This window comes from Nitrospiria bacterium (assembly GCA_035517655.1).
Classification (GTDB): Bacteria; Nitrospirota; Nitrospiria; order JACQBZ01; family JACQBZ01; genus JACQBZ01.
The window spans coordinates 74,921-96,767 of sequence record DATIYJ010000018.1 but is presented as its reverse complement, the minus strand read 5'-3'; the positions used below and the strand labels follow the sequence as shown (position 1 = coordinate 96,767).

Below are 21,847 nucleotides of genomic sequence, written 5' to 3'. Positions count from 1 at the left end.
CTGAAATATAACGAAGACGATTGCAAGGCGATGATCGTCGTCAAGGATGGGTTTGAGAAACTGGCGAGGGCCGGGTAGGGGCGGCTCGCAAAGCGCCCCTAGCGGTAATTGGTGAACTGCAAGGGCAGGCCGAAGTCCTTTCCTTTCAAAAAGGCAATGACGGTTTGAAGTTCGTCCTTGTCCTTGCTCAATACGCGGACCTGGTCTCCCTGGATCTGGGTCTGGGCCTTGAACTTCGCGTCCCGGATCGCCTTGGCGATTTCTTTGGCTTTATCGGAATTGATCCCCTGCTGCAACGCGATTTTCTGCCGCACGGTGCCGCCGAGCGCTGCGTCGACCGGCCCGTAGCTCAGGGCCTTGAGAGAAACGCCGCGCTTGACCAGCTTGGACTGGAGAATATCCAGAACGCTCTTTAACTTGTAATCGTCGTCCGATACGACGACCAGGTCGGCGCCTTCCAGCGTGATCAGGCTTTTGCTTCCTTTAAAGTCGAAGCGCTGGGACAGCTCTTTGGAGGCCTGGTCCACCGCGTTCTTGACCTCCTGCATGTCGGTCTTGGAAACGATATCAAAGGAATTAAGATTGGCCATGCCGATACCCCCTATGAAGAACGTTGAAGAATCTCGATGACCCGCTCCGCCAATTTCTGCGGACTGAAGGGTTTGCTCATATAATCCGTGGCGCCGAGGGAAAGTCCGCGTTCCTGATTGGCCTGCTCGCCCCGCGCCGTCAGCAGCACCACCGGAATCCGGGCGGTGGCGGGATCGGATTTCAGCTTTTCGCAGGCCTCAAAGCCGTTCATCTTCGGCATCATCACGTCCAGCAGAATCACGTCCGGCTGAAGCGCCCGCGCCATCTCGACCGCTTCAAGTCCGTTGGCGGCCTCCAGAACCGCTAGACCGCAACGGCCGAGTTTGATCTTGATCAGTTCGCGAACGAACTTTTCGTCGTCCGCCACCAGGACTTTTTTTCCGGCGACTCCGGCCGCGTCGGGGCTCGTCATCGGATCCCTCCGGAAGGGTCCGCCGCGGCCGACGGTTGGGTGTATTTCGCCACGCGGTTCCCGCCGCGGGATCGGGCCTCGTCCAGCGCCTGATTGGCGCGGACCATCAATTGCTCCGGCGTCTCTCCGTCTTCAAAGAAGGAGGCCACGCCGATGCTGACGGTGAAACGGCGGGCCCGCGCCGCCCGGTCGTCGGCCGGGTCGATCGGCGAGAACGCATGCTGTTCGACGATTCCGCGTATTTTCTCTCCGACCAGGACGGCCGACGTCTTGGTCGTTTCGGTCAGGATGATCGCGAAGGTGCTTCCGCCGCAGCGGCAAAGCGGGTTCGCGGCCCGGGTATGTTTGCGCAGCAGCTCGGCGGTTTCCTGGATCGCCCGGTTGCCGGCGTCCACCCCCTGCTGTTCGTTGAAGGAATGGAAGCGGTCCAGATTGATCATGAGCAGGGAGAAGGTCAGCTGAATCCGAAGCGCCCGGCTCGTCTCGTCGGCGAGCCGGTTCTGGAGGTAGCGCTGGTTGTAAAGGCCGGTCAGACCGTCCACCATGCGCGCCTTGTCGGGATACAGCTTCTCGAATTTCCGGATCTCGGTGAGCACCGCTTCCCGGAGCGAGTTGCCCTTCTGGATCACGCCGCGAATTTTGGCGTTCAGCCGGGTCCGGTCCTCCTCGGTCAAGGTTCGCGCCGTGAAGATGATCACCGGAATATTCTTGGCCGTGGGATGGAGTTTGAGTCGTTCCAGCGCTTCAAACCCGTCGATATCCGGCATGAGAAGGTCCAGGAGAATCAAGTCCGGCTGGACCTCGATCGCCAGATCGATTCCTTCGGCGGCCTGCTGGGCCTTGAGAACGCCGTAGCCTTCGGCCTCCAGGATGGCGGCCATCAACTGGAGAATTTTCGGGTCGTCATCGATCACCAGGATGTTGACCGGCTTGCGGCTGATGCGGGCGGACAGGTTGAGCTTCTTCAGGCTTTCCAGAAGGGCCTTCCGGTCGATCGGTTTGGTAAAGTAGTCGGTGGCTCCCAGGCTGAACCCCAGCTCCCGGTTTTCGATGATGGAAATGATCACGACCGGGATGTCCTTCGTCTCCGGAAGCTGCTTCAATTTCTGCAGCACGGCCCACCCGTCTTCATGCTGGAGCATGATGTCCAGCGTGATCGCGAAGGGTTTGAGCAGGATCGCTTTTTCCATCGCCTCCTCTCCGCCAGCGGCGTGGTCGACATGGTAGCCTTCCTGGTTCAGGTACAGCGTCAGGAGCCTCTCGACGGTGGGGTCGTCTTCCACCACCAGAATGCGGGGCAGGGCGGCCGGCGCCAGGGGAGCGGTCCCGGTCGCGGCCGGCGCCGAGGGTTGCTTCCTCATCGGCGGAACCGGGAGCGCGGGCGCCTGGACCGCGCGGGGTTCGGGCCTATCCCCGGCGGGAGCCGGCGGCGCTTCCGGCGCCTCCCGCATCGGGAAAACGATCGTGAAGGTGCTCCCGCGGCCGTAGTCGCTTTCGACGTCGATGCGTCCGTGGATCAGCTCCAGAAACTGTTTCGAGATGGTTAGGCCTAAACCCGTTCCGGGATAGTCCCGGGAGTAGGAATTGTCCAGCTGTCGGAACTCTTCGAAAATTTTCGTCCGATCCTCCGGGCGGATGCCGATCCCGGTGTCCGAGACCGCGATCTCCACCGCGGGCCGGTGGTCCAGCGTCGCGGGTTTCGACCGGATCCGGATTTCGCCGCCGGCCGGGGTGAACTTGATGGCGTTGCTTAACAGGTTGAGCAGAACCTGTTTGACCTTTCCCTGATCCGTGTAAAGCGACGTCGCCCCCGGATCGACCGTGGTTTCCAGACTCACCCCCTTCTTGGCCATCAGCGGCGTCACCGTCCGTTTGACGCTGTCGATCATGGAGGCCAGATCAAACGCTTCCAGATGAATCTCCATCTTCCCGGCGCGAAGCTTGGAGAGGTTGAGCAGGTTGTTGATGATCTCCAGCAGATGGTAACCGCTTTCCTGGATGTTCCGGATGTACTCGTCCTGATCCGCCGACAGATTTCCCGGGATGCGGTCCAACAACAGCTCCGAGAAACCGATGATCGATGTCAGCGGCAGGCGAAGCTCGTGGCTGACGTTGGAAAGAAACTCCGACTTCAGACGATCGATTTCCTTGAGCTGGTCGACCGTCGTTCGTTCGCGCGCGTACAGCGCGGCGTTGTCGATGGCGGTTCCCATCTGGTTCCCGATGGAAGACAGGAGCTGGAGATCGGAGGGGCTCACCCGGCGCGGCCCCGTGCCGGCGATCGTCAAAGTGGCGACCATCCGGTTTTTGCTGTTCACCGGGATGCAGACGATGGAACGGAATCCCCTTTGAACCAGCGGGCTGTCCGAATAATCCGGGAGTTGGGATTCTTCGATCACGATCGCTTTCCCGGTCCGGGCGACTTTTCCGGAGAGGGAGTCGCGGGATTCGATCCCGGCCGCGGGCGGGACCCCGTCCTTCCAGAGTCCCCGGTGGGCTTTCAGAAACGAGCGGCCTTGCGCGGCGTCCCAGGCGTGGATCATCCCGGCCTCGACATGCATCACGTCCAGGATTTTTTCCAAGGTCGAGTCCAGGATTTCCTGAAGATCCAGGGAGCGGTTGACGGTGAGCGCAATGGTGTTCAACGCGGTCAACTCCTTCGTCCGGTCCGCCACCCGCTGTTCGAGGCCGGAATAGGATTCTTCGAGATGAACGGCCATCCGGTTGAACTCCTCCGCCAGTTGTTCGATTTCGTCGTTCGTCTCGATCTTGAGGCGGTGGCCGAGGTTGCCCCGGCCGATCAATTCGGCGCCTTCGTGCAGCAGGCGCACCGGCCGGACCATCCGCTTGGAGACGGCGAGGGCCAGAAGAACCATTAAACCGACGAGAAGCACGCTCCAAACCGCAACATAGATCAGAAGGGCATGGACGGGCGCGTACAGTTCCTTGGGGTCCTGCCGGGTGAAACCGTACCAGGCGGCCGAGCCGGATTGGGTCAGGATTTGATTGGCACGGTCGAGGGGGGCCGTGCCGATGATCGAGTCTGTCCCGCCGTGCGCGTCGTTGCGGACCAGGGCCCAGCCGGGTTGGCGCGTTCCCGTGATGACCTGCAGGAGCTGGGGGTCGGTGACGTGCATGCCGGTCGGCAGGATCGGGCAGATCAGAACGCGGCCGTTGCCGTCGATCAGCATGGCATGGCCCGTCCGGCCGAAGCGGACCTCTTCGATTCGCGTCTTGAAAAGCTCCTTGACGTCGCTGACCAGGATCAGGACCCCGAGCGCCCCGCCGGTGGAGGGGTCCAGAACGGGGACGCCGATATCGACCAGGAAGCGGTCGCTTCCGGAGTCGCGATAAAGATTGCCGATGTAAGGCCGGCCGTGTCCGTCGGAGAAGATCGCCTTCCATTCGGGCGTCTCCGACGAACGCAGGGGCGGACGATCGTTGACGCTGGCCACGAGCGCGCCGTGGCCGTCGGCGGCGTACAGCGCGACGCGGGAGGCGACGCCTTCCTGGAGCGTCAAAGCCTTTGCCAAGGAAGCCGACGCCGGGTTGGAGAGGATGCGGTCCATGCTTTCCTGAACGGCCGGCTCCGACGATCCGCGATCGGTTGGGCTGGCCCGCAAAACGGCCTCGATGACCGCCGGGTCGGCCGCGGCCTTGGTCAATTCCTCCATCTTCCGGCTGATCAGTAGATCGGATTTGTTCGCGGCTTCGCGCGCCAGCCCCGCGAAATTTACGCCCAGGGCTTTTCGGAGTTCTTCCGTCCCTTTGAGGTAGGTTAAGACCAGGCCCAGGACGACGGGCAGAATGCCCACAAATACGGTGGCCCAGACCAGTTTCCGGCGCAGTCCCGTTTTCCGTTCCGGTCGACCCATGGAAGAACCTCCATCCGTTCTCCGAAGCCTTTCTTGCGCGGAACGTCCGTCACGGCTTGCGGAGGGGCGATTCAACGACCACCACGTCCTTCGGAGGCGTAAAGACGAAAAACCGGTCCTTCAATCCCGTATCGTTTCGGATCCCCGCGAAGCGGAACTGCGAGCGGTTCCCGTTGGTTTCAAACAAGGTGAGCCGCGTGATGAAATAAGTTCCCGGGTCCACCTCCACCCACAGCTTGGTCAGGCCCGTCCGGGGGTCTTTGGGGATCAAGGTCAGCGAGGGCGGCTTCGCGGACCCGGCCCCGGCGGGATCGGTCCACTGCACGCTGAAGTCGCGGTCCAGCCGACCGACGCCGCTGAGGAGATGGAGCGGCAATTGGGAATCGGAAATTTCGGAAAAAGGGCTCACGATCGCCTGTTTTTGTTCCGGCGTGTAAATCCAGATCTTTTGTTCATTCACCACGATCTGGTTCCGGTTCGGCTCGAGGTATTCCCACCGCAGTTTATCCGGTTTTTTAATGTACAGTTTCCCGCGCGAGGCGATCGGCGCGTCGAAGCCCTCGATCCGCGTGGTTTGTTCGAAGTCGGCCTTCCAATCCGAGGTCCGTTCGTACGCGGCCTGGATCTTCCGGACCGTCTCGGTCAGGGCGTTCTCGTCGGGCGGGAGGGTCGCGGCGGCGGCGCGGCCGGACAGTTCAAAAAGCCCGATCAATGTTAGGACGACGGCCCAATAGTTCCTCACGACGGCGCGCTTCATCCGACCGGCTCGTTCCCCCGGCTCAAGACCTCCCGCGGTTTTCCGCCCGAGGCCGGTCCGACGATCCCGTCCTCCTCCATCATCTCGATCATCCGGGCCGCCCGGGGGTAGCCGACGCGGAGCCGTCGTTGAATCAGGGAGGCCGAGGCCGCGCCGGAGGTGACGACCATCTCGACCGCTTTTTCATACAAGGCATCCCGTTCGTTCGCCTCCGGGTCGCCGGTCTCGCTTCCACCGCCCTCGGCGGGGGGCGCGAGGTCGATGTAGTTCGGCTTCCCTTGCGACTTGACGTGATCCACGACCGCGCGGATCTCGCTCTCGGAAACGTAGGCTCCGTGGATGCGGGTGATCCGGCCCGTTCCCGGCGCCAAAAAGAGCATGTCGCCCCGTCCCAGCAGTTCTTCGGCGCCGTTGGCGTCCAGAATGGTTCTCGAGTCGGTCTTGGAGGCGACCTGGAATGAAATCCGGGCGGGGAAATTCGCCTTGATCAGGCCGGTCAGAACATCGACGGAGGGGCGCTGGGTGGCCACGATCAGGTGGATGCCGGCCGCGCGGGCCATCTGGGCCAGGCGCGTGATCGAGTCTTCGATCTCCCGCGACGCGACCAGCATCAGGTCCGCCAGCTCGTCCACGATCACGACCAGGTAGGGCAGCGGCGCACCGGGCCGGGAGAGCACGGCGTCGGAGGCCTCGTCGGGTTCGACCGCCGTCGTTTCCCTCGCCGGCCGCGGCTTTCCCGCGGCCGCAAGCTCCCGGATCTTCTTGTTGTAGCTCTCGATGTTCCGCGCGCCGGCCTCGGCCAGGAGGCGGTAGCGGTGCTGCATCTCGGCGACCAAGCGTTGAAAGACCCTCGGGGTATCCTTCGCCCGGACGAGCACGGGGGTTTGAAGATGCGGGATGCCGTCGTAGGCCGAGAGCTCCAGCAGCTTGGGATCGATCATGATGAACTTGACTTCCTCGGGCGTGGCCGAGTACAGGAGGCTTAAGACCATGGTGTTGAGCGCGACACTTTTGCCGGAACCGGTCGCGCCGGCCACCAGAAGATGGGGCATGCCGGCCAGGTCCGCGACGACCGGGACGCCGAAGATATCCTTGCCCAGCGCGAGGGTCAGCTTGGATTGCGTCGTCGTAAAGGGCTCGGCGGTCAGGATCTCCTTGAGATAGACGTCCTCCCGGTGGGTGTTGGGGATCTCGATTCCGACGACGGATTTACCCGGAATGGGGGCCACGATCCGGACGCTCATGGCCCGCATCGCCAGCGCGAGGTCGTCGGACAGATTGACGATGCGGTTCACTTTCACGCCGGCCGCCGGCTCGAACTCGTACATCGTGACGACCGGGCCCGGATGGACCTGCGTCACGCGGCCTTCGATCCCGTAGTCCAGCAGTTTCTTTTCCAGGATCTGGGAATTCGCGAGCAGCTCCTCCTTTGAAATCCGACTGGCCGAACCGGGCGGGTTATTGAGGAGGCTCAGCGGGGGCAGTTCAAAATCGCCCGTTTCCTTCATGAAGGGCAGGTCCGCCTGTTTCGGGGGCGCCTTCGGCGGCGGGGGCGTGTCGACGATTTTGGGTTTCTGGAGCGGCCATTTCTGACGGATCTTCGTCTCGGTTTTCCAACGGCGGGACTGCTCCTGATGGATGGTCAGCGCGGTCCGGGCCGCTTCGACCAAGCGCCGGGAGTGCCGGGCGATCGTCCGAACGGCGTCGCGTGCCCGTTCCGCCAGGGTGAAAAGGGAAAGCGATGTGGTCAGAATGAGCGACAGAAGCACGGCGGCCGTCACCAGGATGTAGGCGCCGACCGGGGCGAAATATCCCGAAAGCCAGTCGGCCGTCCATTTTCCGAACAAGCCGCCCGCGTGGCCGGCCAGAATCCGGCCGCCCGTGAGCGAGGGCAGGCCGGTCCATAAAAGGTCCAGAAGGGTCGTCGACGAGACCAAGAGCAAGGTGAAACCGGCGATTCTTAAGCGATGGAAGGGAATCGGCCGGGACAGCAGCTTCCGCCAGCCGACCGCGCAACTGCCGATCGCCAGCAGGTAGGCGCTTCCGCCGATGATCTGAAAAAGCGCGTCGGACAGATAGGCGCCCGCCTTCCCGGCAAGGTTATGGACGGAGGGATTGGATGCGATCGAGCTGAAGGAAGGGTCCAGCGGATCGTACGAGATCAGGCTGACCAACAACAACAGACCGACGGCCAGAAAGAGGACGCCCAGAATCTCGTGACGACGGTTTTCCGATCGGATTGCCTCAGCCATTTCACTACCGAAGTTATCACAGTTCAGAGGGAAATACAAACAGTTTATCGGCGGGGCGGGCGGAAACTTCGATCGAAAGCATCCCGGCCCGGCGCGCGCGAGGACGGAGAAAACAGCATTATCCTAACCGTCGCGCAATCAAAATAATATTTCAAGATCTGATCCTCATTCTATGGGGCTTAAAAGAACGAATAGGTTTTCCCCTTTGGTCCCCGGCCGCTATATATATAATGACGCAGATCGAATATAGTGGTCCTTTTGGCCGCCGGGGTGGAGGTTCAAAATTCTCTATTTTTCCCCGGCACGGCACCGTGTAGGCGTACGGATGAAAGGGCATAATAAACGACGGAACAAAACGTGGCAGGATAGCAAGCCGGATTGTACTAAAAACGGATGGAAAGAACAAGAACGGCGATGATCATTGGATTGGATCGAACAGCGCGTCGGCGAGGCGGGCGAATTCTTCGATCGAGAGCGTCTCGGCGCGGCGCTGCGGGTTTTGGGACGTGTTTGAGACGGCGGGGAGCGCGCGCTCGACGGCTTCGTTCGTGAAGCCGGCGTCCTTGAGCGCGTTGCGGAGCGATTTGCGGCGATGGGCGAAGCCGCCGCGCACGACCCGGAAGAAAAACGCTTCATCCTTGACGGCCGCGCGCGGCGCGGGACGGACTCGCAGGCTCACGACGGCCGAGTCGACGCGCGGGGGTGGTCTAAAGCAGCCGCGGGGCACGACGAATTCCAGGCGGGGATCGGCGTAGAACTGCGCGCCGACGGACAGGGGGCTGTAGTCCTTTGTGCCGGGTGCGGCCGTGATTCGCCGCGCCACTTCCAATTGAAGCATCAGGACCATCCGGCTGACGCGCGAGCGCAGCTCCAGCAGGCGGAACAGCAGCGGGGTGGAGACGGCATAGGGGAGATTGGCCACGACGGCAAAGGGCGCGGGGAGGTCTTCGTACGCGTATGTCAACGCGTCGGCATGGATGATCCGGATGTCGGACGCGAACGCTTTTTGGAGCGGCTCGTACAGGGAGCGATCGATCTCGATTGCGTAGACCGCCGCGCCCGTGTCGGCGAGGGCGCGCGTCAGTATCCCGCGGCCGGGTCCGATCTCGATGACGCTCTCGCCGGGCCGAAGATCGGCCAGCGCGAGGATTTTGCGGACGATGTTCCGGTCGTGCAGAAAGTGCTGCCCGAGCGCTTTGCGTTTGGATCTCATCATGAAATTACAAGGGGGCGGGTCCTGTCCTGCGGCAGCCCCGTCCGTCCTCACTCCGTTTATCTTTCCGGGAGGGCCTGCCGTCCCCGCCCGGCGGGGGTCATCCGTTCCGGGCGGATGGGGCGCCCCGCCTCCGGCCACCCGCCCGCTTTAAAATCGTCCTGTTCACCGTAGAACAGCGGACCCTCATTCAATCAAGCGGCATCAAACGTCAGGTCGTCGAACGGCCGACCATGGATGAAAAAGCACGATCGGCGCGACTCGTTCATCAAGCGAAGGGATGAGGCGCCCGCCCGATCTTTCTTTTTTTCGCCAGCGCCGCGGCCAGCCGGATCGCCTCGATCAGGCTGCTCGGATCGGCAACCCCCTTTCCGGCGATGTCGTAGGCCGTCCCGTGGTCCGGCGAGGTACGGACGAAAGGGAGGCCGACCGTGACGTTCACGGCGCGGCCGAAGCCCAGGAGCTTGATCGGGATCAGGGCCTGGTCGTGATACATCGCGACGACGAGGTCGTACTTCCCTTCGACGGCGCGGCGGATCAGGCTGTCGGCCGGAAAGGGGCCGGCGACCGGAAGGCCGTCGCGCCGCGCCTGCTCGACCGCCGGCCCGATCGTCTCGAATTCCTCGCGTCCGAACAGCCCCGCCTCCCCCGCGTGCGGGTTCAGGCCGGCCACGGCGAGGCGGGGACGGCGGAGGCCGAAATAGCGGACGGCCGCGTCGTGGGCCAGCCGGATCGCCGTCTCGACGCATTCCCGCGTCAGACGCTCCGGCAGGTCGCGAATCGCCACGTGCGTCGTGGCCAGCAGGATGCGCAGTTGAGGCGCAAGGCGCGGACGGATCGTTTTCGGCAGATTCGCCGCCATCAGCATGCCGACCGCGGGGCTTCCCGTCAGCTCGGCCAACAATTCGGTATGGCCCGGAAAGGGATATCCCGCCGCGTGCAATCCCTCCTTGCTGATCGGGGCCGTGACGATCGCCGCGACCCGCCGGGCGAGGGCCAGCTCGACCGCCGTCCGGATCGCCCCGACGGCCGCCCGTCCGCCCGCCGCCCCCGGCCGGCCGACGGCCAGGCGCCGGAGGTCGACGTTTTTCAGGTCGATGACGCTCAGTACGTTTTGGGCGGCGCGGACCGCCTCGGGATCGGGAACGGCCCGGAGTCCGGGGGCGTGTTTAATCCGCCGCGCGGTTTTTTCCAGAACGCCGCGATCCCCGACGACCACGAAGCGGCCCGCGCGCTCGATCCGGTTCACGAGCGGTTTCGAAAACGCCTTGACGATGATCTCCGGGCCGATGCCGGCCGGATCCCCCATCGTGATGGCGATCATCGGCTTCATCGCGCGCCCGATCTTGTATATCGTTGCACGGGTCCCCGCATATTAATGTATGCCATGTTCCGCATCGGGCTCGACATGGATGACGACGTCCACCACCTCCGTCATCTCCTTCTTGATCAGGTCCTCGATGCCGTGCACGAGGACGTGGGCCCGCTCGGCCGTCATGTCCGGCTGGACTTGAATATGGCAGTCCACGAAGACGTGGTTCTCGAGCCCCCGCGTTCGGATGCTGTGGCAGGACTTCACGCCCGGGATCCGCAGCACGATTTCCCGGACCCGGGCGGGGTCGACGCAGGAGGCGTCGCTTAGGACGCGGGAGGACTCGAACAGGATCTGAAACCCCGTTTTTCCGATGAAGCCCGCGATCACGACGGCCATGATCGGGTCCAGGACGGGCCAGCCCATCCGCACGGCCGCGAGGCCGATCAGGACGGAGAGGGAGGAATACACGTCGCTCAAGGTGTGCATCGAATCGGCATGAAGAATCTCGCTCTTCAGCTCGGTCGACCGTCTCTGTTCATAGCGCGTCACCGCCAGATTGATTCCCAGGGTGGCCAGCATCACCGCGAAGCTGACCCAGGTCACGGTCGGAACGCTCGGATCGGTCAGGCGGGCGTAGCTGCTCTCCAGGATCCGGAAACAGGCCAGAAAAAGAAAAACCGAGATCGCGAAGGCGGCGAACGTTTCGAACTTCCGGTGGCCGTAGGGATGCGCCTCGTCCGGCGGATGCGCCGCGGCCCACATGCCGACCAGCCCGATCACGTTCGAGGCCCCGTCGAACACCGAATGCAGGCCGTCGGCCCACATGCTGAGGGCGCCGGTCCATTGACCGTAGACCAGTTTGGCCGCGGCGACGAGGAGGTTCAAAACCAGGATGAACCAGAGGACGTTTCGGACTTTGCGATCTCGAGTCGGCATGGATGTGTGCGCGGCGGCCCGTTCCCTTAGGTCGGCAATCCGCCGAAGCGGCCCTTTCGGTGGGCGGACACGAACGCGCGGATCACCTCCGGGTCGAACTGGATGCCGGCCTCCTTCTGGATGATTTCGACCGCGGCGTCCTCCGGGCTGCCCTTCCGATAATACCGGTCCGATGTAATGGCGTCGAAAGCGTCCGCCACGGCGATGATCCGGCTGGGGAGAGGGATGGCCCCGCCGACGAGGCCGTCCGGGTAACCGCTGCCGTCGTAATGTTCATGTTCATGCCGGACCCATTGGAGGATGTGTGAAAATTGCTTCACCTGCTCCAGAATATGGACGCTGTGCAGGGGATGCCGTTTGATTTCCGCCCATTCGGCCGGGGAAAGTTTGCCCGGTTTGAGGAGCACCTTTTCCGGAACGCCGATCTTGCCGACGTCGTGAAGCAACGCGGCCAGCTTGATCTGCTCCACGTCCGGCGGCGGGAGGCCGAGCTCGTCCGACAGGATGGCGGAGACCTCGGAGACCCGCAGGGAATGCAGGTGCGTGTACGGGTCCTTGGCGTCGATCGCCATCACGAGCGATTTGACCGTGCTCAGGAAGAGGTCCTTGACCTCGGCAAAGAGCCGCGCGTTTTCGAGCGCCACGGCGGCCTCGGCCGCGATCGCCTGAATCAGCTTCAAATCGTAGGTGCTGAACTCCTTCCCGTCCAGCTTGTCGCTGATGTCGATCGTCCCCAGCGTTTTCCGGCCCAGCATCATCGGAACGCTCATCAACGACGTGATCGGGTAACTCACCGGGACGAACCCGGGATCCTGTCCGACGTCGCAGACGATCAGGGGCTGGCCGGTCCGGACGACCCGTCCCGCGATCCCCCGGCCCGGCTCGATCCGATACGGAGGGTGGCGGCGGCCGTCGCGGCCGATCGCGATCCTGGAATCGAGCGCGCCGGTTTGGGCGTCGACCATCAGGATGGACAGGTTTTGCGCGGGGAGGACGGACTGGACCTCGTCGGCCACGATCCGGCCGATGCGTTCCGGGTCGGATTGAGCGCTCAGCTTCAGCGACAGGTCGTACAAAAGCGACAGTTCTTCATAATTGCGGACGATCTCGGACGAGAGGTTGAGCAGCTCGTATCCCGTGTCCAGAAGATCCCGGAGATGGTCCCGGATCGGCCGAAAGTCCCGTTCCTGCCGCGCGCGGACCGTCGGATCGTCGGAGTCCGTCGGGAAGCGGATGAGGAGCAGTCCGACGCAGGCGCCCTGGCAGAGCAGGGGCGCGGCGTACAGCGGGAACCTTGAATGCCGGAGGATGCGGTCTTCATTTTTTTCGTTCAAGACCTGCCGCACAAAGTCCGGGTCGCCGCGGAGCTCGGCGGGAGGCGGGCTTCCCTCGGCCGGGACCGGCTGTCCGTTCGCGTCGAGGATGGAGACCGAACCGCGGCACGCGTCCGTCGATCGGTCGATGAACTTCCTCAAGCGTTCGGCATGGATCAGGTCCGGAATTTTTAGAAGGGGGGCCGTCATGCGTCGCCCGACAGGATGGTTCGGCCCGAATCGCGGCTCGGGGAAGCCTCCGGCTGTTCCGGGTCCGGCGGGCCGTCGGGGAGGCCTTCGCGCCAAACGGGAACCGTGAAATGAAAACGGCTGCCCTTCCCCGGCTGGCTCTCGCACCAGATGCGTCCGCCCAGATGGAGGATGATTTCGCGGCAGATGGAGAGCCCCAGGCCGGTGCCTCTCGGTTTGCCGCTCCGGGTGTCGCCGAGCCGGTGAAATTTATCGAAGATCTTCTGGAGGTCCTCGGCCGGGATCCCGATCCCGGTGTCGATGACCGAGATCCGGACCGCGCCGTCTTCCTGCGCCCCCTGAACGGTGATGTGACCGCCGCTCGAAAACTTGATGGCGTTTCCCAGCAGGTTGTCCATCACCTGGATGAGCTGGTCCCGGTCCCCCCGAATCTTCGGAAGGTTTTCGGGAACGTCGATCAGGATGGGAAGGTTCTTTTCCAGCGCCACGGCCCGGACGGATTTCACGGTGTGGACCACGATCTCGGACGGTGAAAGGGGCTGGATATGCCATTCGAGTTTGCCGGCCTCGATTTTCGAGATGTCGAGGATGTCGTTGATCAAGCGGGTCAGCCGCTCGCTCTCTTCGTTGATGATAGAAATAAATTCCTGCCGGGTTTTGGGATCCACGTCCTCGTAGGACAGCAGGATCTCGGCGAACCCCTTGATCGAGGTCAGGGGGGTCCGGAGCTCGTGAGAGACTTTGGAGACGAAGTCCGACTTCAGCTGATCGAGTTTCTTCGTCTCCTGGAACAGGCGGATCGTTTCAACGGCGATCGCCAGCTGCTCGGCGATCGGGATCAGGATCTCCAGGGTTCGATCGGTATAGGTCCCCGGGCGACGGCCGGCCAGGTTCAGCGTTCCGATCGATTGGTTCTGGGCCACGAGGGGCACGACGATGTAGGACCGCAGTTCCTCGTTCCGGAGGAGCCGGTCTTCGACGAATTCGGAAGCCTCGCGGACGTCCGCGCGAATAAAGGGCCGTTTGGATTCCACGACCCGTCCGATGACCGTCCCGGTCCTGGACCGCGGACGGTCGTGAACCACGGTGGCCTCGTTTTTCATCCGGACCAGCCGGAACGCGATCTGCTGCCGGTGGTCGTCGAGCAGCGAGAGACTGATCCGGTCGTAGTCCAGCAATTTATTCGCCTCGTCGCAGATCGAGTCGAAGATCTCGATCATGTTGAGTTTGGAACTGATCGTCCGGGTGATTTTGTTGACCGCCGCCAATTGTTCAGTTCGTTCCGCGACCTTCTGTTCCAGGTGGGTGTAGGCGGTCTGCAGCTTGAACGCCATCTCGTTGAATTCGTCCGCCAGTTCCTGGATTTCATCCCCGGTCCGAATCGCCAGACGGTGATTCAGGTTTCCAAACCCGATCAATTTGACGCCCTGCCGGAGGTCCTGCAAGGGCCGGACGACGTAATTGGCCGCGCGGAGTCCCAGAACCAGCAGCAGCACGGCCCCCGAGCCGCCCGTGAGGAGGATCCAGTTCAGCAAGGTATTGATGGGGGCATAGGTCTCGGCCGGATTCTGGCTGGTGAAGATATACCACCGGTTTCCGTTGAAACTGGCGGGATGGATGTCCGACGCGACCGGAACCGGCGCAAACCCGTCGATGGTGTTCGTCCCGCCGTAATGGACGTCGGCCCGCGTGATCGCCCACCCTGCTTCGTCTTTAAAGATGGCCCGCATCAGGGCGGGCTGAAGCGTATGGTTTCGGACCAGAAAGATCGGGCAGAAAATCAGGCTGCCGTCCGAGCTGGCGAGCATGGTATGGTCCGACTTGGCCAGATGGACCTGGGTGACGGCCTCGAAAAACTCCTTGATCCGGAGATCGGTCTTGATGACGCCGATGGCCCGTCGGCCCGTGGCGTCGGTGACGGGGACGGCCATCGTGATCGTGTAAACTTTTTCGGATCCTTCGACGGGCTCCTCAAGCAGCTTGACGTCCGAGATGTACGTGCTGCCGCGGCCCCCGTTGAAGGCGGCCTGCCACCAGACCTCGTCTCCGTAGAAGACCCGGGCGGGCTTCGCATCCGCACCCACGAGCAGCCCCCGTTGATCCGTCACGATGAGCGAGAAGTGCTCGGAACGTTCATCGGGGTCTTGAAGAAAGCCGTGGATCAACCCGGAGGCGGGGTTGGCCAGAAATCCGCGGACGAAGGGGTCCTCCGCGCCTTGGCTCCGCTTCCACAAAGCGACGACGGTCTCGATCCGCTTCCGGACGTCGGCCTCGCTCAAGCGTTTTTTGGAATAGACGGCGTTCGCCGACTCGACGCTGCTCCGGATATCGGAGGAGAGGGCCAGCACCGTGATCTCCTGGACATTGGCCTCGATGATGAGTTGAACTTTCTGGCCGGTTTCCAGGGCCAACTCGCGGTACTGCGCGCCGATGGTGTTTTGCAAATGGTTGCGGGCGACCCCGTAGGTCACGGAGAGGCCCATCAGGACCACCAGCAGGCCGACGCCGAGAATTAAAACGGTGATCTTGGTCCTGACGCTTTTGAATATCCGTAAGGGATCCACACTATGCGCCTGTCGCGGGACCGAGGAGTTCCCGCACGCGAGCCAGGACCTGCCGGGGGCTGAACGGCTTGGTGATGTATTCGTTGGCCCCGGCCGTCAGACTTTTTTGTTTGTCTTCTTCCTGTCCTTTGGCGGTCAGCATGATGATGTGGGTCGAGCGAAGCGCGGGGTCTTTCTTCACCTCGGCGCAGACTTCAAACCCCGATTTTTTCGGCATCATGATGTCGAGGAAAAAGATTTTCGGCCGATGTTGTCGGACCTTCTGCAGCGCTTCCTGGCCGTCCGTTGCGACGGCGAAGGGAATGCCCTCCCGTTGGAGAATATACGACAGGGATCGGACGATATAGGGCTCATCATCCGCGATGAGGATCGTTACCGGTTCCAACGGTTCAACCTTTCCCGCGCCCTTTTGCGCCCGGATCGGGTTTTCTGAACGGGGGGTGTCACCCAAACACGTACAGGATGTACGCGACGTAAAAGACCGCGCAGCCGATCAAATGAACGGGCCGCCAGCGGTTCCAGAATAGAATTATACCATATAGCATAAAGGCGGCCAGGATCGCAAGCCCGGCGCTGGTCAGCCCCCATCGGTCCAGGTGCCAGGGCGTTCCGATCAATCCGACCGAGACGGGAAAGGTGCTTTGAAAAACCATCGCCCCCGTGATGTTGGCGACGGCCAGCGAATCTTTTTTTCGCGCGATCCAGATCAGGCTGTTAAAACATTCGGGGAGCTCCGTGGCGATCGGGGTGAGGATCAGCGACAAGATGAGAGGGTTCATTCCGATCGCGAGGGACAGCCCTTGCATGCCTTCGACGAAGAAGTGCGCGCCGCCGAGGACCAGGCCGAAGCCCAGGGCCGCCTGGGACAGGATCAGAACCGTAGGCGGGTTGTCCCGGTTTCGGGTCAGGCCCCGGGAAAAGATCAGCGGTTCCAGGTCTTCCGAGACGCGCCCGTGTTTGACGAGCAAGCGGCTCAAATAATAAATGTACAGTCCGACCAGGGTCGCGGCGGCGGCATAATGAATCCACCGCTCGGATTCTTCGAGCGGGAGCAGGGCCATCAGCAAGGCGATCCCATACCCGGTCAGGAAAAACCCCAGATCGATCCGGACCAGCGGCGCGTTGAGGAGGAGGGCTGTCTTCCGTTTTCCCATCGAGGACAAAAAGAGAACGGCGAACCCCAGAATGGGGAAAACGAGGCTCGTCAACATGAAGGGCGCCCCGAGAATCGCGCCGACGCCGACCGCCTCTCGGGTTTCGCCGTGGCCGAAGAAAATCGCCGTGAACGGGACCATGGTTTCCGGCATGGCCGTGCCCACCCCGGCCAGCACGCTTCCCACCACGCCTTCCGAGAAGTGCAGCCGTTTCCCGACCCATTCCGCGCCGTTCGTAAAGAGGTAGGCCCCTCCCAAAATAATCAGGAGCCCCGACAACAACAGTCCGGTCACGAAGAGCCTCCGGCCGGACCGGATCGGGGCGCGCGGGAAACCGGGTTGAGCGTTTCTTCCAGTTCATCCATGATTTGCCGGAGCGGCAAACCGGTTTCCTGGGCAATCCGTTTGCAGTCCTGGTATTCCGGGAGTCGTTTTTGCTGCCCGCCGGACCGGGTGACGACCTTGACCTGCACCGGGCCGAAACGGGTTTCGACTTTCTGGGAAGCGCGCGGCAATTTACGACGCTGGACGTCGATCTGCCGGACTCCCAACGTGGTGGTTTCCTGAAACACGATCTCCGAGAGGGCCGCGGCCTGGTGCTGTTCGGCCAACACGCTCAACAGAATGCCCGGACGTCCCTTTTTCATCGTGATGGCCGTCAGATAAACATCGAGCGCGCCGGCCGCGAAAAGCCGTTCCATCAAGTGTTCATACACCTGGGGATTAAGATCGTCGATGTTGGTTTCCAGCAGAATCATCCGGTCCGCATGGGTTGTCTGGTGGGATTCCCCCACCAGCATCCGGAGCATGTTCGACCAGTTGTTGAATTCGTGGCTGCCCGCGCCGTAGCCGACTTTCTGGAGGCGCATTTCGGGAAAAGGTCCGCCGGTGGTGACGAGCGTCGTGATGATCGCCGCGCCGGTCGGCGTGGTCAATTCCTGCTGGGGCCCGCTGGAATAGACCGTAAACCCCCGGACCAGCTCCACGGTGGTGGGAGCCGGAACCTGAACTTTTTGCCCGTGGACGTTGACCAGGCCGCTGCCCAGATTCAACGAGGAGGCCATCACCTCGTCAATCCCCATCAGGCTCAAACCCAGAACGCAGCCGACGATATCGATCAGAAGGTCGATGGCCTGATCGGCCTGGAAACGCAGGCCCTTGGCCGAGCCGTGGGCCTTGATCTCGGCCTTGATCCATCGTTCCAAAATCGCGCCGACCGTTTTTTTGGTCGAGTCGTCAAGCCGGCTGTGACGGATGACATTTTCCAGTTCGCGAATCTCATAGGATTTTTGCTTTTGAGGTTGGACGATCACATCCACTTTGGTTCCGATATAAGGTCCCCGCTGGGCCGAGCGGGTCTTGAGCTCAAACCCCTTGAGGGGAAGCTGGTTCAGTCGCTCTTTGAGACGGGAAAGTTCAAGTCCCGAATCCACCATCGCCCCCAGAATCATATCGCCGCTGACTCCCGAGAAACAGTCGAAATACGCAATCTTCATATTCCCTCGCATGATCCGATGAAGCAATACGTCGTCGTTAACGGACCCCTACCGTCGGGCCCCGCCGATGTCCATCATTCGGTGCGCCAGGACCGCCGCGCCGAACCCGTTGTCGATGTTCACGACCGCCACGCCGGCGGCGCAGGAGTTGAGCATGGTCAGCAGCGCGGCCACGCCACCGAAACTGGCGCCGTACCCGATGCTGGTCGGCACGGCCACGATCGGTTTGTCCATCCAGCCGCCGACCACGCTGGCCAGGGCGCCGTCCATTCCGGCCACGACGATCAGTACGGAGGCCGCCTCGATGCGGGCACGCCGGTCCCAAAGACGGTGAAGTCCGGCCACGCCCACATCGTAGACGGTTTCGATGCGCCGGCCGAGAAACTCCAGGGTCACCTTCGCCTCCTCGGCCACCGGGATATCCGCCGTCCCGGCGGTGAGGATCAGAACCCCCGCCGTCGCTTCCGAGCGCCGCGGCCGTCGAGGCCGATTCCGGGTTTGGATGGTGATCGCGCGGGCCGGATCGTGATAGACCGCTCTCGAATCGATCCGCTTCACGGCTTGAAACAGCCCGGGCGTCGCCCGCGTGGCCAGAACCGGACTGTCGACCGCGACCATTCGCCGGATGATCGCCAGGATCTGCTCCGGCCGCTTGCCCTCGCAAAAGATCACCTCCGAATGTCCCTGCCGTAGCGCGCGGTGGTGGTCGATGGCCGCAAACCCCAGCGGTTCATAAGGAAGATGCCGAAGCCGTTTCACGGCCGCATCCACCGAGAGGGTTCCTCTTTTTACCCGCCCCAGCAATTTCCGCGTGTCTTGCAAATTCATGACCGATTATAAGGGCTCACGTCGCCTCCTCCGTGGACGGAGCCTCCCTCTCCCGCTCGCGTTGCTCGCTGGATATCGATGCATCTACATACGTCTGTCATGGGGGGTTGGGCTCCCTCGTTTATTTTTCCTCGACAATGGGATACGCGATGCTGGTGACATGGTGGTTGATCCGGACCAGATTGGTCAGGATGTCGAGATGGATCGCGCTGGTCTCGATCGATTCCGCCAGGCCGGCGCGCAACCGCTGGATATGCGCGGCCCGGAGCTCGCGTTCAAGATGTTTGACTTCATCCTTGGCCTGAATGACCCGCTGGGCCAGTTCCGGATCGTGGCTTGCAAACGCCGAAAGCACTCGTTCCAGGTTTTGCCCGACCCGGGTGTGAAGCCCGATAATCTCCTTCAGTCCTTGATCGGAAAATCGAAGACCCTTGTAGATTTTTTTCTTGGCCAGCTCCATCAAATTCCGGTCGATGATGTCGCCGATCGTTTCCAGATCGCTGGTCAGCGTCAAAAGATCCACCTCGCGTCCCGATTGTTCCTGCGTCAGCGATTTCGCGGAAAGCTTGGTAAGGTAGAGCTTGATCTCCCGGTTGAGCGTATCGACCCAGTCGTCTTTCCGTTCGATCTGCTCCAGAATTTCCTGGTTATCCTCGGTGAAAACCCGGATCGTTTCCCGGTACATATCCCGAACGATATCCGACATCCGCAAGGCCTCCCGCGTGGCCTGCCCCATGGCCAGGGCGGGCGTGTCCAGGACATGGGGGTCCAGGTACTTCGGCCGAGAGGTTTCTTCCACCGAAGGTTTGTCGGGAACCAGCCAGGCGACGAGCCGGGCGAAGGGAACCGTGAACGGGAGGAAAAGAAGCGCGATCCCGAGATTAAACAGGGTATGGGCGTTCGCGATCTGCCGCACGATGTTTTCGGACGTCTGCCCGATGAAACCTTCAAACGGCTGAAGGAACGGCAAGAGCAGGACCACGCCCAGAAGTTTGAACAGAATATGCGCCATGGCCACGCGCCGGGCCTCGGCGGTGGTTCCGATGCTGGCCACCCAGGCCGTGGCGCATGTTCCGACATTGGCCCCCAGCATGATGGGGATGGCCGAGGCCAGCGGCATCAGTCCCTGCGTCGCGAAAGCGATCGCGATCCCGATGGTGGCGGCGCTGCTGGAGAGGAGCGCGGTTAGGACGGCCGAGATCAGGATGCCCCAGACCGGAGCGTCGCCGACGCCGGACAAGACCTGACGAACCAGATCGTTGTCCTTGAGCGGGGCCATGCCGTCCGAAAGAAGTTTTAAGGCAAAAAAGATCAGTCCGAACCCAAAAAGGACCGTGCCGATCAATTTGATCCGGTGCTGTTTGCCGAAGAAGTAAAGGGCGAATCCGATGGCGAGCACGGCCAGCGCATAATCGCTGATCTGGAAAGCGATCAGCTGAACGGTAAAGGTGGTGCCGATATCGGCACCGAGGATGAGCGAAACCGTCTGGGAAAGCGTCATCAGGCCGGAGCTGGTAAAACCGACCAACATCACCGTGGTCGCGCTGCTGCTCTGAATCACGGCCGTGATGAATGCGCCGGTCGCCAGTCCGAGAAAGCGGTTTTGGGTGAAGGTGGACAGGATCGACCGGAGCCGAGCGCCGGCGAGTCCCTGCAGGCCGTCGCCGGCCCATTGAAGACCGTGGAGCAAAAAGGCGACACCCCCCAGCAGGCTGAAGAGCATCAGGGTGGTCAAGCGCATGCTCCTTTCATGGGTAGAAAGAGGCCGGGCAGACGAAAATACACCCGGGGACGGCTCCGATTAACGGATTTCATCGCCCGCGGTGCTTTCCATCAAATCCGTTACGGCCCGACGTGGATCCTTGTCTTCGAACAGGACGGAATAAACCTGTTGGACGATCGGCATCCGGACGCCGTGTTTTTGAGCCAGGTGATGAGCGGCCCGGGTAGTCTGAACGCCTTCCGCAACCATGTTCATTTCTTTCAGGATTTCGGAAAGCTTCCTTCCAAGTCCGATTTGATAACCGACCGTTCGGTTCCGGCTCAGGGATCCCGTCGAGGTCAGGATCAGGTCGCCCAGCCCGGACAAGCCGGAGAACGTCTTCGGGTCGGCGCCCAGAGCTTGGCCGAGACGGGTTATCTCGGCCAGTCCCCTTGAAATAAGGGCGGCGCGCGTGTTAGAGCCGAAGCCCAGGCCGTCGGCGCCCCCCGCGGCCAGCGCAATCACATTCTTGAGCGCTCCGCCGAGTTGCACGCCGATGATGTCCGTCGTTGTAAATGCCTTGAAGTAGGACGTGGTAAAAAGAGGCTGGAGCTGGACGGCGAGGTCGTGGTTCCTGGCCGCAAGCGAAACGGCGGTCGGATGGTGCTGACAGACCTCTTTGGTGAAACTCGGACCGGAAATAGCGGCGATGTTGGAAGGAGAAATCGGAAGAACCTCTTCCATGATCTGAGACGTTAACAAAAGCGTGTTGTTCTCGATCCCTTTTGTTCCGCTGATGACGGATACGTTTGGAGGAAGCACCGGGCCGAGCTTCATTAGAACCGAACGGGCCACATGGGAAGGCACCGCAAACAATACCGCCCGCGCTCCCTCGACCGCTTCCTCCATGAGCGAAGTTGCCGCAATCCGGTGCGAAAGCGCCACGCCCGGTAAAAACAGGCTATTTTCGTGTTTTTCGTTGATGGCGGCGACGAGGTCCTTTTCATAGACCCAGATGCTTACGTCGTAACCCTGATCGGCCATGAGAAAGGCCAATCCCGTGCCCCAGCTTCCACCGCCGATCACTGCAATCTTTTTTGACATAGTGGACGGCCTTTGAAGAGGGTTGCTTCGTGTCAGAAATTTTTTTAATTATAACGTGTTATGAAAAAGACTGTCAAGCCGATGGTTTGCCTGTCGGCTTGATGGCCTCAATGAACTGTGCTATA

The 21,847-nt window shown here is 61.8% G+C and carries 16 protein-coding genes; all 16 read right to left on the bottom strand.

Going from position 1 to position 21,847, the window contains the following annotated elements; all coding sequences use genetic code 11:
* Window positions 1-98 precede the first annotated feature (98 nt).
* On the bottom strand, window positions 99-590 hold the full coding sequence (locus VLY20_04120; protein ID HUK55824.1) for a YajQ family cyclic di-GMP-binding protein: 492 nt from the start codon (window positions 588-590) through the stop codon (window positions 99-101).
* A gap of 11 nt (window positions 591-601) precedes the next feature.
* Entirely contained in the window at window positions 602-1,003 is a 402-nt protein-coding gene (locus VLY20_04115) for a response regulator (GenBank protein HUK55823.1), read from the bottom strand.
* Window positions 1,000-4,878: a response regulator gene (locus VLY20_04110; GenBank protein HUK55822.1), complete on the bottom strand. Its 3,879-nt coding sequence runs from the start codon at window positions 4,876-4,878 to the stop codon at window positions 1,000-1,002. The genes VLY20_04115 and VLY20_04110 overlap by 4 nt, the downstream gene beginning before the upstream one ends.
* Before the next feature lie 49 nt (window positions 4,879-4,927).
* A complete protein-coding gene (locus VLY20_04105; protein ID HUK55821.1) occupies window positions 4,928-5,635 on the bottom strand; it encodes an outer membrane lipoprotein carrier protein LolA in 708 nt (235 codons plus the stop codon).
* The gene (locus VLY20_04100; GenBank protein ID HUK55820.1) at window positions 5,632-7,887 is read right to left on the bottom strand and encodes a DNA translocase FtsK; all 2,256 of its coding nucleotides are present in this window, start codon (window positions 7,885-7,887) and stop codon (window positions 5,632-5,634) included. Before VLY20_04100 ends, VLY20_04105 begins: the two co-directional genes overlap by 4 nt.
* A 418-nt stretch (window positions 7,888-8,305) precedes the next feature.
* Entirely contained in the window at window positions 8,306-9,103 is a 798-nt protein-coding gene (gene rsmA / locus VLY20_04095) for a 16S rRNA (adenine(1518)-N(6)/adenine(1519)-N(6))-dimethyltransferase RsmA (protein ID HUK55819.1), read from the bottom strand.
* A gap of 265 nt (window positions 9,104-9,368) precedes the next feature.
* Entirely contained in the window at window positions 9,369-10,433 is a 1,065-nt protein-coding gene (pdxA, locus tag VLY20_04090) for a 4-hydroxythreonine-4-phosphate dehydrogenase PdxA (protein HUK55818.1), read from the bottom strand.
* A gap of 42 nt (window positions 10,434-10,475) precedes the next feature.
* Window positions 10,476-11,351 (bottom strand): cation diffusion facilitator family transporter, encoded by an 876-nt coding sequence (locus tag VLY20_04085; protein HUK55817.1) that lies wholly within the window; start codon window positions 11,349-11,351, stop codon window positions 10,476-10,478.
* A gap of 26 nt (window positions 11,352-11,377) precedes the next feature.
* Window positions 11,378-12,874, bottom strand: coding sequence for an HD domain-containing phosphohydrolase (locus VLY20_04080; protein ID HUK55816.1), 1,497 nt, complete (start codon window positions 12,872-12,874; stop codon window positions 11,378-11,380).
* Window positions 12,871-15,438, bottom strand: a complete 2,568-nt coding sequence (locus tag VLY20_04075) for an ATP-binding protein (GenBank protein ID HUK55815.1) — start codon at window positions 15,436-15,438, stop codon at window positions 12,871-12,873. The genes VLY20_04080 and VLY20_04075 overlap by 4 nt, the downstream gene beginning before the upstream one ends.
* Before the next feature lies 1 nt (window position 15,439).
* Complete coding sequence (locus VLY20_04070; GenBank protein ID HUK55814.1) at window positions 15,440-15,823, bottom strand: response regulator; 384 nt, start codon at window positions 15,821-15,823, stop codon at window positions 15,440-15,442.
* A gap of 58 nt (window positions 15,824-15,881) precedes the next feature.
* Window positions 15,882-16,886 carry a sodium:calcium antiporter gene (locus VLY20_04065; GenBank protein ID HUK55813.1) on the bottom strand — a complete coding sequence of 335 codons (1,005 nt, stop codon included), beginning with the start codon at window positions 16,884-16,886 and terminating at the stop codon, window positions 15,882-15,884.
* On the bottom strand, window positions 16,883-18,088 hold the full coding sequence (gene larC / locus VLY20_04060) for a nickel pincer cofactor biosynthesis protein LarC (protein HUK55812.1): 1,206 nt from the start codon (window positions 18,086-18,088) through the stop codon (window positions 16,883-16,885). Before larC ends, VLY20_04065 begins: the two co-directional genes overlap by 4 nt.
* Before the next feature lie 48 nt (window positions 18,089-18,136).
* On the bottom strand, window positions 18,137-18,916 hold the full coding sequence (gene larB / locus VLY20_04055; protein HUK55811.1) for a nickel pincer cofactor biosynthesis protein LarB: 780 nt from the start codon (window positions 18,914-18,916) through the stop codon (window positions 18,137-18,139).
* A 121-nt stretch (window positions 18,917-19,037) separates the two neighbouring features.
* Window positions 19,038-20,657: a Na/Pi cotransporter family protein gene (locus VLY20_04050; protein ID HUK55810.1), complete on the bottom strand. Its 1,620-nt coding sequence runs from the start codon at window positions 20,655-20,657 to the stop codon at window positions 19,038-19,040.
* A 60-nt stretch (window positions 20,658-20,717) separates the two neighbouring features.
* Window positions 20,718-21,722 carry an NAD(P)H-dependent glycerol-3-phosphate dehydrogenase gene (locus tag VLY20_04045; GenBank protein ID HUK55809.1) on the bottom strand — a complete coding sequence of 335 codons (1,005 nt, stop codon included), beginning with the start codon at window positions 21,720-21,722 and terminating at the stop codon, window positions 20,718-20,720.
* Window positions 21,723-21,847: the final 125 nt, after the last annotated feature.

What these genes read in the sequence shown, in the direction of transcription:
- VLY20_04120 (HUK55824.1), bottom strand. Translation starts at nt 590, where the DNA reads ATGGCCAATCTTAATTCCTTTGATATCGTTTCCAAGACCGACATGCAG.
- VLY20_04115 (HUK55823.1), bottom strand. Translation starts at nt 1,003, where the DNA reads ATGACGAGCCCCGACGCGGCCGGAGTCGCCGGAAAAAAAGTCCTGGTG.
- VLY20_04110 (HUK55822.1), bottom strand. Translation starts at nt 4,878, where the DNA reads ATGGGTCGACCGGAACGGAAAACGGGACTGCGCCGGAAACTGGTCTGG.
- VLY20_04105 (HUK55821.1), bottom strand. Translation starts at nt 5,635, where the DNA reads ATGAAGCGCGCCGTCGTGAGGAACTATTGGGCCGTCGTCCTAACATTG.
- VLY20_04100 (HUK55820.1), bottom strand. Translation starts at nt 7,887, where the DNA reads ATGGCTGAGGCAATCCGATCGGAAAACCGTCGTCACGAGATTCTGGGC.
- rsmA (HUK55819.1), bottom strand. Translation starts at nt 9,103, where the DNA reads ATGATGAGATCCAAACGCAAAGCGCTCGGGCAGCACTTTCTGCACGAC.
- pdxA (HUK55818.1), bottom strand. Translation starts at nt 10,433, where the DNA reads ATGAAGCCGATGATCGCCATCACGATGGGGGATCCGGCCGGCATCGGC.
- VLY20_04085 (HUK55817.1), bottom strand. Translation starts at nt 11,351, where the DNA reads ATGCCGACTCGAGATCGCAAAGTCCGAAACGTCCTCTGGTTCATCCTG.
- VLY20_04080 (HUK55816.1), bottom strand. Translation starts at nt 12,874, where the DNA reads ATGACGGCCCCCCTTCTAAAAATTCCGGACCTGATCCATGCCGAACGC.
- larC (HUK55812.1), bottom strand. Translation starts at nt 18,088, where the DNA reads ATGAAGATTGCGTATTTCGACTGTTTCTCGGGAGTCAGCGGCGATATG.
- larB (HUK55811.1), bottom strand. Translation starts at nt 18,916, where the DNA reads ATGAATTTGCAAGACACGCGGAAATTGCTGGGGCGGGTAAAAAGAGGA.
- VLY20_04050 (HUK55810.1), bottom strand. Translation starts at nt 20,657, where the DNA reads ATGCGCTTGACCACCCTGATGCTCTTCAGCCTGCTGGGGGGTGTCGCC.
- VLY20_04045 (HUK55809.1), bottom strand. Translation starts at nt 21,722, where the DNA reads ATGTCAAAAAAGATTGCAGTGATCGGCGGTGGAAGCTGGGGCACGGGA.